The organism is Niastella soli, from assembly GCF_017742245.1.
In the GTDB taxonomy this organism is placed as follows: Bacteria; Bacteroidota; Bacteroidia; order Chitinophagales; family Chitinophagaceae; genus Niastella; species Niastella soli.
Genome location: NZ_JAGHKO010000024.1, coordinates 412,291 through 428,038, shown reverse-complemented (window position 1 = coordinate 428,038; position 15,748 = coordinate 412,291). Strand labels below are relative to the sequence as shown.

Here is a 15,748-nt window from a genome sequence, read left to right as displayed (position 1 = left end):
ATAGTGAAACTTGGTGCCCAGGAGATATTGATCTTGCAGGAAAAAATGTCTTATTTGCAGGACGAAGATTCTTACAAGCAATTATTCTATCATTTTTATCCTGTTTTATTAAGCTTTTGTACGGCTATTCTCAACAATAAGGAAGATGCTGAGGAGGTAGTTTCGGAAGTAATGCTAAAGGTTTGGACCATGGGCGAGGCGCTGAGTCGTGTCGAGAACTTAACCGTTTATCTGTTTACAGCCGCCCGCAACAGATCTTATGATGTGCTGAGAAAGAAAAAACGCTCCCTTCCTACTGTTGCCATTTCTGATACCATCCAGGAATTTATTATAGACAAAAACTCGCCTGAGCATCTGTATACCAGCGAAGAGCTGGAACAATTTATAAGCAAAACGGTCAGGGCCCTTCCTACCCAGTCGCAACTGGTATTCCGGTTGGTGAAAGAGCAGGGCCTGGCTTATAAACAGGTAACAGAAGTACTTGGTATTTCCCTCAATACGGCAGAAACACATATGCGGCTTGCGCTAAAAAAGATCCGCACCGCTCTGGATGCGTTTTTAGCTGATAAAAAATAATTTCCCGGTCGTTCACGGCACGCTTCGTTTTATACGTCTATTCAAATACACTATATGCACCCATCTGTAGAAACCAGGTTTTATGATCTACTCGGCCGCAAACTGGCCGGGGAATGTAAGCCGGCTGAACTGGAAGAGCTGGAGAACATCCTGCTGCGTCATCCGGAGCTGCAATTGTTCTATAATCAAATAGAAAAGCATTCGGCCGACCTGTCGGCCGTAGACATTGAAACCGCCTATACAGCACATCGGGAGAAAATGTTCCCGGCGCCTTCACAGGAAGAAACGAATAAAGTGATCCGGCTGTCCGGGGGGTATTTTTCTTTGAAACGCCTGGTGGTGGCTGCGGCTGCTATCGTTGTGCTGGGGCTAACATGGCTTTTATTAAATAAGGATAAACGGGTAGCGGATAATAAACAGACGATAGTGGCCACAGGCCGGGATTCAAGGTCTACCATGACCTTACCCGATGGTTCTGTGGTACGCCTGAACGCAAAAAGCAAGGTTAGTTATGGGGAGGGGTTTGGTAAAACAACCAGAGAGGTATTCCTGACCGGGGAAGCTTATTTTGAAGTAACACATAATGCCAGCGTTCCTTTTATTGTTCATACTGAGGAGGCGGATATTAAAGTATTAGGCACCCAATTCAATGTTCGCAACTATTCAAATGAACGCAAAATGGAAGCTGCGTTACTGACGGGTAGTATTGAACTGACGGTACACTCCGATGCCGGGCATAAAATTTTATTGAAGCCGTCTGATAAGATCATCGTAAAGAAAAATGCAGCGGGTGAGTCGGCCATCCTACCTGACTCCGCCAATAAAAAAGTGGAGCTCACCAGGATAAAACTACAGGATAGTGTGATCGTAGAGACCTCGTGGCTGAACGACAAGATGGCTTTTTATGACAAACCATTTTCTGAAATAGCTCTGGACCTGGAGCGTCAGTTTGATGTAAGTATTGTTTTTAAAAATAAGGAAGTAAGCGGGTATAAGTATACCGGTGTTTATGATGAGGCTAACGTAGAGGAGATCCTGAAGATCTTACAAATGATCAAGCCTTTTCAATATACCCTTAACAATAAACAGATCACTATTTATTAAAACAAACCATGCGCCTATGAGGTAACAGGTTATATACATATTATAAAAGAAAGTGAGGGATGTCGCCACATCCCCCACTCTAGTTTCAAACGAAATCTTAGTCTTTTAAAACCAACCAAAATTATGAAAATTAGCGATTGCTTTTTTTCTGTAAGGGCCTTTTTATGCTTACGGAAAACCAAACTGTTTATGAGACTATCCACGGTATTTGTTTTTCTTGCTTTACAGGTGTCGGCTAAAAACCATGCGCAGGAGACCATTAACCTGAAAGTGGTTAATGGAAGTATGCAGGAGATCTTTAAGAAAATTGAAGGTCAAACCAAATTCAGGTTTTTTTATAGCAGCGATGACCTGCCAACCAATCAACGATTTACAATTGATCTTGACAATGCGGGGATCAACCAAACGCTATCTACGCTGTTCAATGGCACCCATCTTAACTGGAGACTGATCCCCAATTACAAGGTTGTTGTCTCACTTTCCAATCAACCATTTATTGCCAATGCAAAGTATAAAAGAGTGACCGGTGTGGTGCGTGGCGAGAATGGTGCGCCTGTTATCGGGGCTTCCATAAAAGTAAAAAATACGAGCAGGGGTACCAGTACCGACAATGATGGCAACTTTTCCATTGAGGTAGCGGAAGGTGAAGTGCTCGAGATCTCCGCCATAAATTTTGAACCGGTGGACATAACCATTGCCAGTCAAACCCAGGTTGCCGTAACCTTAAAACTCAGTGATGCGGTTTTAGGAGATGTGGTAGTGGTTGGGTATGGCACCAGGAAACGGCAGGATGTTACAGGGGCCGTGGTGAAGGCCAACCTGCAGGTGCAAAAACAGTCACCCAACTCAAACGTAATGTCGGCTTTAAGAGGAACGGTGCCGGGGCTTACTGTTGGGCAAACAACCACAGCGGGCAGCGACCCAACGCTGATGGTACGTGGCAGGAACTCCATTTCCGGTACTACAGCACCCCTCATTGTGCTGGATGGTTTAATATACAGGGGCTCCATCACTTCAATAAACCCGGCAGACATTCTTAGCATCGACCTGCTTAAAGATGCCAGCGCTGCTGCGGTATATGGTTCTCAGGCCTCAAACGGGGTGGTGCTTATAACTACAAAAAGCGGCGCCAGCGGGTTGGATAAGATCTCGGTTGATTATACCGGTTCTTATTCCATTCAGGAAATGACCAAAAAGGAAATGAAGCCCATGACCGGTGACCAGTATATCCAAAAGCTGGGCGATTGGTATTTGTCTGAAAGCCGGGACCCAAGCGATCCCACCAAAATGAACCCTAACTGGGACCCCAGTACCAAGCTGGCCGCGGTAGAAGCCAGCAATTATAAAAATGGTTATACGGCCGACTGGTGGAGTTTGCTTACCAATTCAAGCCCCCGCATCCAGAATCATTCTATTGGTGTCAGTGGCCGGTCAAAGAAGACCAAATTCTATTTTGGTTATGGCTATTTCGATCAAAAGAACCTGATCTTAAATGATAACTACAGAAGACACAGCATTCGACTTAACATTGATACAAAGGTGTTAGACTGGCTGACTGTTGGTGCCCAAACGGGTGTATCCATTAATGATTATAGTGGGGTATCGCCCACTTTTTCCGATATTATGTACTTAAAGCCTTATACCCTGCCTTTCGATCCTGCAACGGGCCAGATGCTGACGTTTTATCCAACAACCACCACGCCAACCGCTATAGAGATCTTAAAAAGATCGCAGGATAAGGACAGGAACCTCAATTTTATAGGTAATGTGTATGCCAGTGTTGACATTCCCCATGTGAAAGGCCTGAACTACCGCGTAAACTTCGGGAACAATTACATTTACTATAACAGATTTAATTACAATCAGCCTACTGTTGAGGCTACCGCCTATAGAACAAACATGACTGATTATTTTCTGACAATCGATAATATCCTGACTTATAAAAGAGAATTTGGTTTGCATGGCGTGGATGTTACGTTGCTATATGGGGCTGAAGTAAACAAACACGAAGGTTCCAAGGATTCAGCGGCAGGGATCCTCAATGGTGCGTTATCTTATAACCGGCTGGATGTTGGCGATGCGTCGCGCCTTACTGTATCGAACGATCTTTCCATTCTACCCTGGAAAGAACAGGCGCTTTATCAAATGGCGCGGGCTTCCTACTCATACAATGGAAAATATATTATCACCGGTACGGTGCGACGAGATGGGTTCTCCGGTTTTTCGAGCAAGAACAAAACGGCTGTATTCCCTTCCCTTGCCCTGGCCTGGCGCATAACCAAAGAAGATTTTGTGCAATCCCTTTCCTGGTTAAATGATCTTAAATTGCGGGTGTCCTATGGGTCTACCGGTAACAGAACGGTAGGCAGGTATCAAACCCTTTCTCAGATGAGTGTTGGCCTGGGGAATGGCTATTTATATGGCTCCTCGGGGAATGCACAGCTGGGTTCTTATCTGTCGCAGCAGCCCAACCCTAATTTAAAATGGGAGACCACCAACTCAACCAATGCCGGTCTGGACTTCTCCTTCTTTAATAACCGGCTTTCCGGCTCATTGGATGTCTATTTCTCCCAATCAAAGAACCTGTTAAACGCCAGGGCCACTCCTACCGTGACCGGGTTTTCTTCTTACCTGATCAACATCGGTAAGATTCAAAACAGCGGCCAGGAACTAAATGTTACCGCCGTTCCGGTGGCTACGAAAGATTTCAAATGGGATATAACGCTTAATTTTTTCAGGAACAGAAATAAAGTAGTCGATATAGATGGTACCGGCAAAGACCTGCTCAATGGTGCTGATCCCATCCTGAGCTTCTTTATCGGTCAGCCTTATGGGGTAGTGTATGATTATAAGATCACGGGTATGTACCAGATTGGTGATGATATCCCTTCTACCCTGGCTGCACAGGGTTTTAAGCCCGGACAATACAAAATTGAAGATGTAAAAAAAGACAACCTGATCACCACCGACGACAAACAGATCATAGGAAAACTGGACCCCTCATACAGTTTGGGCATCTCAAACAGTTTTACGTATAAAAATATTCAATTAAAGTTCTTTATCAATTCTGTCCAGGGCGGAAAGAACGGGTACCTGGGCAAACCGGGCGCTATGTTGCAAAACCCCGATAATATCAGGAACAACAATGGCTTTGTATTCGATTACTGGACGCCCAATAATCCGAATGCTGCCTACAGAAGCATTGCTGCCTATGTGGCTACGCTGGGTGAGAATTTCTGGCCTTATATGTCAAGAAGTTTTGTACGCCTGCAGGATGTAACGCTTACTTATAGTGTTCCTGATGCTTTTTTGCGGCGGATAAAAGGAATAAAAGGATTAAGTGTTTATGTAAATGCGCAAAACCTGCTGACCATTACCAAATGGGATGGCTGGGACCCCGAAGCCAATCCGGCCGCCAGTCAAAGGACATCGCTTGGGCAAAGAATTCCCGGCGGATTGGGCTTAGACCCCAACGGATACCCGGTTATGAAGAACTACTCCCTTGGAATAAACTTATCACTGTAAGGGTGATAACCGTGGCACGGTTAACTAAAAAATTGTAAGACATGAAAAAAGTAATTGTAAGCATATATCTTCTTTCAATTGGATCGGTGCTGTTCTCCTGTAAGAAGAGTTTTTTGGACGAAGAGCCATTATCGATCTACACACCGGATAACTCCCTGCAAACGGCTGCCCAGTTCCAGCAGGCCATCAATAATGTTTATAATGGTGTCAGGAATATTTATATGGGAAATATCAACCTCGATACTTATTTTGGCTTGTACTATGCCACTGATTTTGCCTTTAATGCAACAGACTATGATCCTGCTGCAAAATTAAATGCCTATAAAGCTACCATGGTACCAAGCTACCTGATCCCTCAAAATATCTGGACTGCGTATTATAAGGTCATCACCAATGCCAATCTGGTCATCGCCCGGGTGCCCAACGCTGCGCAGCTTTCTGATGCCGACAAAAACAGCTTTCTTGGGCAGGCATTGTTTTTCAGGGCTTATTCATACAATGTCCTGGCGAACTTATATGGCGGAGTACCTGTAGAGCTGAACGAATTGACAGAGCCCCGGTATGATTATGAACGGTCATCAAGAGATGAAGTATATCAGCAATGCAAAAAGGACCTGCAGCAGGCTATTGGCTTATTAAAGAACATCAATGAAGTAAGCGATGGAACTGTAAATAAACAGATCGCGCAACACATCCTGACCGAAGTACTGATCTCTTTAAAAGATTATGACGGCGCTATTGCCAGCGCTTCCAGTGTGATCAGTTATTCCGGGGTGTCTTTGATGACCAACCGTTTTGGCAGAAGGGCCACTACACCAGGCGATGTGTATCGTGACCTATTTGAGTTTAACAATCAAAATTACAGTACGGGTAACCACGAAGGATTGCTGGTAATTCAAACAGCCCTGAACAACCCGGCTGCTGTAGGTGATCAAACCGCATGGGCCATAATTCCCGGTTTTAACAGTTTACGTTATGTGGAAACAGGGACCAATATCAAGAAAAATGTTATGTATAACGGAAGCTTTGTAGATAGCATTTCTTCCAACGGTATTGGCTGGATCCGGCCCACTTCGCACTTTCTCTATGAAATATGGACGCCCGGCGATATCCGTAATTCAGCTTATAATATAGTAAGGGACATTCGTATTTCGGGAGTGGCTTCTACCTCACCCGATTATGGTAAATGGTATGTGAAAGATGGGTATAAGGCAAAAACACTGGCAGCGGATTTCAGGGATACCATCCGTAATTTTTATCCCATAATCAGGAAGGCATCTCCTTCTGCCGGAGACTTTGTTGCAGCAGCAGGTCCGGCCATGCAAACCAACACGACCAACCCTTTTGGTGGCATCCTGCTTAATGGCGCAACCAGGCTGTTTATGCAAAAATATATGGCCCGCCTGGCAGAAACTTACTTACTCAGGGCGGAAGCTTATTTGGGAAAGTCGCAACAGCAAAAGGCTGCTGATGATATAAACGTTCTGCGGAACCGGGCCAGTGCTACGCCGGCCACGGTTACAGAAATAAATCTGGATTATATTCTGGACGAACGGCTGCGGGAACTGTATTTAGAAGAGTTCAGGGCTGTTACGCTTACCCGTTTGGGTTTGTTATACGATCGCGACAAACGATACAATCCTAAATCGGGACAGTCCATTGAAACGTATCACAATTTGTGGCCCATACCTACTACCGAAATTACCCAGAATACCGGTGCGGTATTGAAGCAGAATGATGGGTATCAATAGCGTGAAACGGCAAACGGCAGACGGCAAACGGCAGACGGCAAACGGCAGACGGCAAACGGCAGACGGCAAACGTGAAAAGGACTCTTGTTCCTTCGGGAGTAGGTAATCGGCAATGAAATACGTAATGCGCTCCATGCTGCGCATGTCGCGGTTAAATCGTGAAACGTGAAAGGGTTCGCGACATTCGAGTTTCGCTTCGTGAATCGGCAGTCGGCAATCGGCAATAGAATACAGTAGGATGCTCCACGCTGCGCGTGTCGCTAAATCGTGAAACGTGAAGCGTGTGCCTATTTCCTATTCCCTATTGCCAATTGCCGATTGCCGACTGCCGATTCCCCATTGCCCATTCCCCATTGCCGCTTCACGATCCCCGCATCAGCGCTTTAATGGTGCTGCCGTTAGGGTCGATGCGGCCATCATACGACTTTAATTTCTTTTTGGCCTGATAATGATAAATGGCCAGGATGGTAACGTCGCCCTCGTTGTCCTGAATAAACCCGGTCACAAGAATGGGGATGCCGGCGGCGATCAACAGGGATTGCACTTTCAGTACATCTTCTACATTGTTTTGACCGCCCCTGCCTACTGAACCGCGCAAAGACATCGTAGCCGGATCAGGAGGCGTGGGTGTAGGTGTAGGCGGTGTAGGCCCAGGCGCCGGCGCACTGCCTGAAAATATTTTGTTAAGGCTGGTCCGCCAGTGGTTGGCGGTGCCCTGTACGCTGCCATATCTGGAGGACCGCGTTACATAAATAGTCAATACCTCTTCAAACGACGATGCATTGCGATAGGCTGCAGGGGGATTAAAGGCGGGATAATGATGGTGAGCATGAAGCACTGCCGCCTTTGCTTTGTTGCGTTCTACCTCATCAGTAATATTGGCCAGGAAAGAAGGGTCGTCAAAGGCTGTAAATACCTGCCGGTGAATTCGTTTAAAGGTTTGCCATTGCGCATTGAAAACATCTTTTGCGTATTTCTGGCTAAGCTGGATCAGAATGTTCAGGAAGGGCTCGCTCAATTTCCAGAACTTCAGGGCATCGTCACCGGTATACGTTTGTCCGTCGGCGGTAATGGACAGATCCCCTTTCTTTTCGGAGGTGAGAAAAATGCCATTGCTGTTGAACTCTTTCCGGGCCGCTTCATTGGACGAAAATAAATGATACAAGGCAATCATAAGATTGCCCGATTTACCGGCAAAACCAAAACCCCAGGTGACCACCTGGTTGTCGTAGGTGTTAATAGAATCGATACCGCCTTCTGTTTCCAGAAAATGCCGGGCCGTTTTTGCTTCAAAATCACTGAGGTTATTTTCTGCTATTAACTGACCATAATTTATGGAGCGGTCTCCGGCATACATATAACCACCGCCGCCACTTTTGCCATATTTTCTATACTTCAGGTTTGGTGACGGACTTTCAGCTAATGCTTCTGCGCTTTCGTCATATGCTTCCCCTTCGCCATAATTTATTTTTCGAATAATGATCACATCATCCGGTGTCCGGTTATAATTATCCAGGACCCGGATAAAGCCGTTGCTGTTGTAATTACCGCCAACATTGCCATATACGCGGGCATACAAACCCGGTTTTTGCGCAATTGCTGTTCCCAGATCTAAATGGGAGCGTAACCGGGGTTCGGTGATGACAGCCTGTTTGGTGTTATTCGATAAAATGCTGCGCATCAGCAAAACGTCCCCAATGCGCAGGTCCGTGCCAGGGCGTTTGCCCGCCAATGCTATGGGTTTAAACTGCCGTTCATACGGGGAGTAATTAAAAGAGTAATAGGGATGAAAGTGGCGATAGATACTAAACGGGTCACATTCCATTTGATTAAAATACGCTTCATTTAAAGCAGGTAACAACTCCTCCGATTGCCACTGATCTTCATTGATGGCTTCGAGCAAGGCCGCTTCGCATTGTTCACAATCTTCGTGTAAATAAGGTGCATGGTATACTGACTCCTCTTCCCCCACCCCTTCGTCTGGTTCTGTATCGGTAATAGATGACCGCCTGACAGGGCGGGTATAATAGGCTGCGCTCATAAAAATGTTTTTATAGTAAAGTGATACATTGTTTCTAACTGTGTTCAGGGACATTCATCACTTTTCACAATTTCGAAGTGCATGAAGTCTTTCGCAGTGGTGTAATTGCCGCCCCATCTCAATCCCGCTTTTTTCAGCTCATTTATGAGAATGGTGGGTAGCGTTAAAAATCCAATAATGGCATATCCATTCAGGTTCTTGCGTCTTTTGGTGATAGCAGCAATTAAACCGGGGTCTGTCTGTTTCGCGATCCAGGCATCATTGAATGTTTGCTGAAAGAATGTACTTGCATTGCGAAATACATCGGGGTCTGATTCTTTTAAGAAACCATTGGGGAGCAGGTTTCCACAAACCGCATTAATTACTTTGAAGTCGTCTTTATTGGTAATGTGCGGATTGCTCCTGTAATTGATATCAATTGCTTTGCCGAGCGCATGGTTGGAAAGCGTGTCATACTTTTCATTCATGGTACGGGGAACAAATGAATAGGCGTCATTGAAAGTATAATTCTGGCCGGCGGCCCTGAGGGCGGTTTCCACCTGGTTCAGGATGGCTGCCAGGTCCTTATGTGCCGGGGTGGTCTTATTGAAAAAACGAATAGTTACAATATTAGCTTTGAAATAAGCGGCCGGGTCGTTTACACATTTTAATGCATACAGGCGTTTGAGGTTCAGGTAAGCAAACTGTTGTTTATTACCTGCAATATCATCGAAGTTCTTATTAAAATGTCCGTGCACTCCAGGATTGGCATTCCATTGTTGAATGGCTTCTTCTATATAGTCGGCTACATTGGCAATAGGTTTGGGTTTTTGCCAGCTCGCTACCTGATCCCTTATTTTCTTATATGCCTGTACGGTCTTATAACGGGCCAGGCAATTGGGATGGGTGGCTAATTCCGCCTCTAATGAACCCTCAGGTGGCTGCGGGCCTGGGGGCTGCGGTGTAGGTTGGGGCTGAGGCTGAGGTTGAGGTTGTGGTGGCATGGGGCCCGCCTGTTGCGCCAGTGACCTTATGGTTTTTCCATTGGGGTCTATCCGGCCGTCGTATGATAGCTTTTTGCGTTTCTGATAATGGAAGATAGCCAATACCGTTGGGTCGCCTTCGTTACCGGTGGTTAGTCCGGTTACTGCGATGGGAATACCGGCCCCGTTTAGTAAGGTCTGGACCAACAGCACATCGTCCGGATTGTTTTGTCCGCCCTTGCCCACAGCGCCTTTTATTAATGCGCCGGTTTTGAGACCACCCGGTATTGGTCTTTTGGGCGTAACGGGTGCAGGGCTTTTGCCCGTGAGCCTTTCCTGCATATGGATAGCAGGTACCTGGTTATGGTCGTTTGTAGTGGCCGGTAATGAGTGAATATTTGGTAAGGGTTTTATTTTATTCGCGATCATGCTGGTGTCGGCTCCTTTTCTGGAATACAGGTACAGTGTTTTACCAGGATTGGCAGCCGCCCACTCGTACCATACTTTTGGATCATCACCTGAATAAGTGCAGTCGAATCCCCAGCATTCTGTGATCAGATCGGCATAGGCATTTTTCCCTGCCAGGTTGGCTATTGCACGCATTCTTATGCCACCGCCAGAATGGGCGGCCAGTATGATGCTTTTAATGGCAGGTGCCGGTTTCCCTTTATAAGCAACACTATAATTAGCAAGGGAAGCAAGCACCTGGTTGATAAAGCTGGTAAACCCTTTATCGGTAGTAAGTGTTCCCGGCTGGGAAAATGGACCGAGTGTAGGCGCTACCAAAATAAATGGTTTACCTGAGCTGTTCAGCAATTCACGGAAGGTAAACTCCGGTTTATTCCAGTAACCGTCAATAGGCACATCTTTTCTGCCTTTTATGTAACCGGCCTTATGCCCATGCAGATACAACAGGATATCGATCTCCGGTGTTGGGGTAAACGAAACCGGTATAAAGATGCCTGTTTTGGCTTCTACATCAGCAATCAAATTTCCGGTACAGGCATAGGTCTTTGGGTCTCTGCTGCAGCATTCTTTTCGCAATCCCAGGTCAATGCCTGCATAGATCGTTTCGGCGGGCGGTAAATTTTTATAGTCCAGTAAAGGGGGCACCAAACCGGCAGGACTATCTTCTATCAGGGTTTCTGGTATGTCGTAATATTCCTGCGTTTCAAATGCTACCGCCGCTTCATTTTCACAATCTGCACATTCGACTTGCGATTCGCTTTCTAAAACAAGTTCTTCTTCCGGAGCCAATTCTCCCAGGCGTCGTGCCGGGCGGGTATAATAAGGCGTGTTCATGGTAAATGCTTTATCTGTTAGTAATGCTTCCGTATTTAAAATGCCGTTGCCGGCGCGGATACGATCGCGAGGCGTATAATGCAGGGGCAGCGGGTCGAGTGCCGCAAACAATAATTCTTTTATCAATGATATGGGCAGTAACCGTGGTTTGTATTTTTCAAAAAGCAACGCAATGGCGCCCGATACATGCGGCGCTGCCATGCTGGAGCCACTTTTAATGGTAAGCCCATCGATGGCAGTATAAGCAGATGGCGGGGCCGAACAGGCTGCCTGGATTTTATAACCCGGCGCCAGCAGGTCTGGTTTTGGCTGGCCAAATGCTGTAGGGCCCGAACTGCTGAAGGATACAACCGGGTGTTGTGCATCCCGGTGGTTATAGGCGCCTACGGTAATGGTATTGGTACTGTTACATACCGAACCGGTGGTGGTAAAAGGGGTGCTTTGATGACGAGAGAACTTTGCCTGGCTGGCATCATTCCTTTCGCAATAGGCATGAAATGAGCCGTTGATTATTTTGTTTCCTTTTAGTTCAATGATCCATTTACCGGTTAGGATGGTCACATCAAGGATGATATCAATATGGTTCAATCCGGTATTGGGTTCTTTTGAACGCTGGAAAATATACCCAACAGGATCGCCCCGGTATAAGATCTGGATATCTTCGAAAGGGGTTACTTCAGCAACCAGTTCGCCATCGGGAGCAGTAAGTTTTACGGCATATTCATCGCTGCCGGCATACCATATTTCCACTTCATTGGGAGCCCGGTTGCGGCGTGGAATGTTCCACTCCATCAAATAGGTTTGTCCCGGCTCCAGTGTATGATGGATATGGCAGTCGGACTGGTAATAATTGCCTACACTTTGCACCAGTGCATATCCGGTGTTTTGTGTAAGGAAATTATCAAAAGCCAGTTCAGCCAGTGATCTGCCCGTATGCGAATCGCCATGGCTGCCCAGGCTCATGTTGATGACACAGGGGATGTTTATTTTTTTAGTTACAGAATGGATACAGTCGAGCCCTTCTACCAGGCGCACGGAATCGCCCAGCGCCAGGTCTGATCCATTGACCAGGTTGCTTCCGAGCTCCACCCCAACAAACATGGTATCGGGAGCTATACCGCCTTCCCCTGTAATAGGGGTGCCGGCAGCAATATCCACTACATGGGTGCCATGCATACCCGCACCAAACAGGTCACCTCTCCCGGGATGATAACCCAGCGTTTGATACGGGGTGTCGCTTTGCAGCGCTTCGTTGATCTCGGCATCGGTATAAAAACAACCATAGCCGTATTTATTGCCATCGTAGATACCGTTCTGGTCCCAGATAAATAGAAAGCGGGTGGTGCCATCGGGTTTACGCAGATTCGCATGCGCAAAATCGAAGCCCCAGTCAACAGCGGCAAAGAAAACGCCCTTGCCGCTGTATGGTGCTTTTATTGATCGCGAGGGAACGACAGGTAAAGGAGGCCCTTCTTCATCCAGTCCTTCTTTTAAAGGGGCTGGTATGAGCCGTGCTGCCTTCACAGAGAAGGTGTAAGGAGAATTGTATACTTCGAGCAGGTATTTTCGATATACCCGGCAGGTGATAATATCACCAAACTGGGTAATCACCTTGCAATGAGGTGGTATCACCTCCGGTTTTTGCAGGCGTACAAGCAGCAGTAACAATTCCTCCGGATCTCCTTTTAATACCAATTTTAATCGGGGGTCCATGCGGCATAATTAGAAAACGGTTCCTGTATGAAAAGCCTATACTGTTTTAACTGTTAACAAAGCTTTCGCTTTCTTTGCCAGCCAGCTTTTCTGACAGGGTTTTAATGTCTTCCCTGAGCGATGTTATACTATTTGAAAGATCAGTCCAAATGAGCAACATCTCATTGTATTTTTTTGTTGCATCTGCAGAAGGTGTAAACTCTTTTGTCTCCACTGCCTGAATTACCCGGTTTGCCTGTGTCTTCGAGTCCTCCATGATCTTATCTATGTTACTTGACAGATAACTCATTATAGGCATGAAGTCTTTGTTCACCTCTTTGCCAGGGGCAAATTCTTTTATTCCGTTTGCCTTTACTTCCTGTATGACCCGGTCTGCCTGTTTCTTTGAGTCTTCCGACTGAAGCAGGTAGACCATGAGTGGCATCATCATTTCGTTATTCATAATAATCTGGTTTAACTTTTTTTATTGTTCATCATCATCATCATGGGCAGCATGATCAGCAGGGAGTTGTCATTGCTATTTGATGTTTTGTTCTGGCCCAGTAACAATACCATCATCATCATCATCATGCCGTTATCCGATGAGCCGCCGCCATTACTACTCATGAGTGTAGGCAGCATGGTAAACAACAGTGTTTTGGACAGGTCTACCGTGATGGCGTCTTTAGTGGTGTCCAGTTCGATATGCTCCGGCGAGCCGGTTGCAGCAGGCACAATTTTCAGTGCAGTGGGGTCAAGTGAAGGTTTGTTAACCAATGTGCTCATCAACGACATCATGGTAGTACTGGAAAGAATATTGTCCTGGGTCTTGTCTTTCCGGGCAATGCTCTTTACTATTTTTTCATACCCGTCATCCAGTTTTTTAACAGTGGCTGCGAGTGTAAGGCCTGTTTTCTTCAGGGCATTTACGTCTTCGGAAATACTGTTCAAACTACTTTTCAACTCGGCTTTGGTTACATAATTGGGATTAGCGCCATTTGCCGAAGGGGTGGGCTTTACATTTTTTCCAAAGTTGGAAGCTTTGCCTATAGCACCGGGAAGTCTTACCGGGCGCTGTGCTTTTTTTCTGTTAAAGATCCCTTCATCGTATATACCTTCATCGTATATGCCTTCATCGAGGATACCTTCATCAAGTAAACCTTCGTCGTAGCTTGCTTCCCTGAGATCAAAATCTTCAAGGACTCTGTCGTAATAGCTTGCCATAATAAAATGAATTAAATGGTTAAGAATTATTATTGATTGTTTTTAGCTTACTGAGCACGGGCCTTATATACATATTGAAATAAGTTGGATTGGGCTGATAGTAACCAGGCTTTCCCCTGCCATGGCAGGAATTGCATAAGGAGTCTTCGCCCCAGCATTCCGGGCAGGCGCCTACGGCCTCTGCAAACTGGTCCATCTGTTCGATCAGCAACTGATAGTTCCGTTCCAGTTTTCTAAACTGATGCAGGATGCCTTTATTGATCTCCTTTTGTTTTTCCAGTAAGGCGGTTAGTTTTTCCTCCCGGTCCATGTCCACTGCCGTGTCGTCATCTTCCTTTTCTTTCTTATTGTTTTGATACTGGCGAAGAAGCGCCAGTGAATCGGCTAATTCGGGTCGCTGGGTCTGTAGCTGTTCCAGCAGAGAGTTAAAGTCCATACGATTTTATTTAATAGGTCACCGTATCATAGTTGGGTAATAAGGCGTTCTCATAGTTGCCAATATCTTCTATAAGCGCCTCTATATAGCCATCCCGGTCACTCTCCGATTCAAAGGACAGATTGCCGTAGGCACCGGCATTGTCCGCTTCTGCAATAGCATTCTCGGTCAGGTATTTTAACGACTCCAGCATTTCTACATAACTGGTGGTAGTGGTCGAACCATCTTCCTTCAGCATCTGCAAACCTGTTCCCAGGTTACCGGTAGCGATGGAAGACAACATGGATTGTAAAAAGGGGGTGCTTTTTATAAAGTTCATTAACTGGGCCTGCGCAGGAGCGTTGTTACCCTGACCATTTAACATACCGGCGGCTATTCCGCCAGCGGTGGAAGCTATATTGCCAAACCGGTTACCCAATCCTGGTGAGATGGCATTGCCGACATTGCGTCCTGCATTTATAGCCCCTGCATAATTGCCACTGGCCAACGCGGTACCTGCCTGGTAAACATTGGAAGCTACACCGGCTATCTTGTTGCCGGCGCCGGGTGAAATGCGGTTGCCTATCTGCTGGCCCAGGTTGATGACATTGGGTATGGCAGCTTTATAATTTCCACTGGCAAGCGCAGTGGCGATGCCGCCTGCTGACGCTACATACGGGTTAGGTTTGATCTTTCCGTACTTGCTGATATTATCGGCTGCAAATTTGCCAACGGCCCCGCCGGCCGCTGCGCCTATTGGACCGCCAAATATAGTACCCACTGCGGTTGTGGCTGCGGGTAAAGCAGCCACTGCTACCGGCGCTACTTTGTCCTTTATAAAATTGCCGATTGAATTAAAAAAACCTTCGGCTTCGGAAGGGCTCATGGCCGCTATGCGGTCATAAATAATGTCTTCCAGCATATCATCAGTCAAATGCTGATAGTCCTCAGAGAAAAGGGAACGCAAACCGGTTCGGTATTCATCTTCGGTGAGATAGATGCCCCTGGCGCGAAAATCTTCTAACATAATGGAATATTTTATTAGTGGTAAAACGTTTTGGTAACGTAGCGATAGGAAGTTGGAGTGGGTGAACAAGACCGGTAGCGGATCGTATGCTAACTTATTACAAAAGCAACGTTGGGCGATGCTGAATAC

10 protein-coding genes are annotated in these 15,748 nt (G+C 46.3%); 4 read left to right on the top strand and 6 right to left on the bottom strand.

The genetic code is table 11. The features are described from left to right. Positions 1 to 3 precede the first annotated feature (3 nt). The 4 genes from J7I42_RS34590 to J7I42_RS34575 all read left to right on the top strand — a co-directional run bounded on the left by J7I42_RS34590 (position 4) and on the right by J7I42_RS34575 (position 6,956). Complete coding sequence (locus J7I42_RS34590) at positions 4 to 576, top strand: RNA polymerase sigma-70 factor (RefSeq protein WP_209145055.1); 573 nt, start codon at positions 4 to 6, stop codon at positions 574 to 576. Between the two features lie 54 nt (positions 577 to 630). Continuing rightward, complete coding sequence (locus tag J7I42_RS34585) at positions 631 to 1,680, top strand: FecR family protein (RefSeq protein ID WP_209145053.1); 1,050 nt, start codon at positions 631 to 633, stop codon at positions 1,678 to 1,680. A 189-nt stretch (positions 1,681 to 1,869) separates the two neighbouring features. Continuing rightward, positions 1,870 to 5,205 carry a TonB-dependent receptor gene (locus tag J7I42_RS34580; RefSeq protein ID WP_209145051.1) on the top strand — a complete coding sequence of 1,112 codons (3,336 nt, stop codon included), beginning with the start codon at positions 1,870 to 1,872 and terminating at the stop codon, positions 5,203 to 5,205. Between the two features lie 41 nt (positions 5,206 to 5,246). Then, positions 5,247 to 6,956 (top strand): RagB/SusD family nutrient uptake outer membrane protein, encoded by a 1,710-nt coding sequence (locus tag J7I42_RS34575; RefSeq protein WP_209145049.1) that lies wholly within the window; start codon positions 5,247 to 5,249, stop codon positions 6,954 to 6,956. A gap of 361 nt (positions 6,957 to 7,317) precedes the next feature. Here the strand turns inward: J7I42_RS34575 and J7I42_RS34570 are convergent, their stop codons facing one another. From J7I42_RS34570 to J7I42_RS34545, 6 genes are read right to left on the bottom strand one after another with little or no spacing between them, the layout of a single operon-like run. Continuing rightward, positions 7,318 to 8,997 carry a hypothetical protein gene (locus tag J7I42_RS34570; RefSeq protein WP_209145047.1) on the bottom strand — a complete coding sequence of 560 codons (1,680 nt, stop codon included), beginning with the start codon at positions 8,995 to 8,997 and terminating at the stop codon, positions 7,318 to 7,320. A 44-nt stretch (positions 8,998 to 9,041) separates the two neighbouring features. Then, positions 9,042 to 12,974, bottom strand: a complete 3,933-nt coding sequence (locus J7I42_RS34565; protein WP_209145045.1) for a S8 family serine peptidase — start codon at positions 12,972 to 12,974, stop codon at positions 9,042 to 9,044. A gap of 46 nt (positions 12,975 to 13,020) precedes the next feature. After that, entirely contained in the window at positions 13,021 to 13,416 is a 396-nt protein-coding gene (locus J7I42_RS34560) for a hypothetical protein (protein ID WP_209145043.1), read from the bottom strand. 11 nt (positions 13,417 to 13,427) lie between these two features. Next, a complete protein-coding gene (locus J7I42_RS34555; protein ID WP_209145041.1) occupies positions 13,428 to 14,177 on the bottom strand; it encodes a hypothetical protein in 750 nt (249 codons plus the stop codon). A gap of 19 nt (positions 14,178 to 14,196) precedes the next feature. Then, positions 14,197 to 14,613 (bottom strand): hypothetical protein, encoded by a 417-nt coding sequence (locus J7I42_RS34550; protein ID WP_209145039.1) that lies wholly within the window; start codon positions 14,611 to 14,613, stop codon positions 14,197 to 14,199. A 10-nt stretch (positions 14,614 to 14,623) separates the two neighbouring features. Next, positions 14,624 to 15,619 (bottom strand): hypothetical protein, encoded by a 996-nt coding sequence (locus J7I42_RS34545; protein ID WP_209145037.1) that lies wholly within the window; start codon positions 15,617 to 15,619, stop codon positions 14,624 to 14,626. Positions 15,620 to 15,748 lie beyond the last annotated feature (129 nt).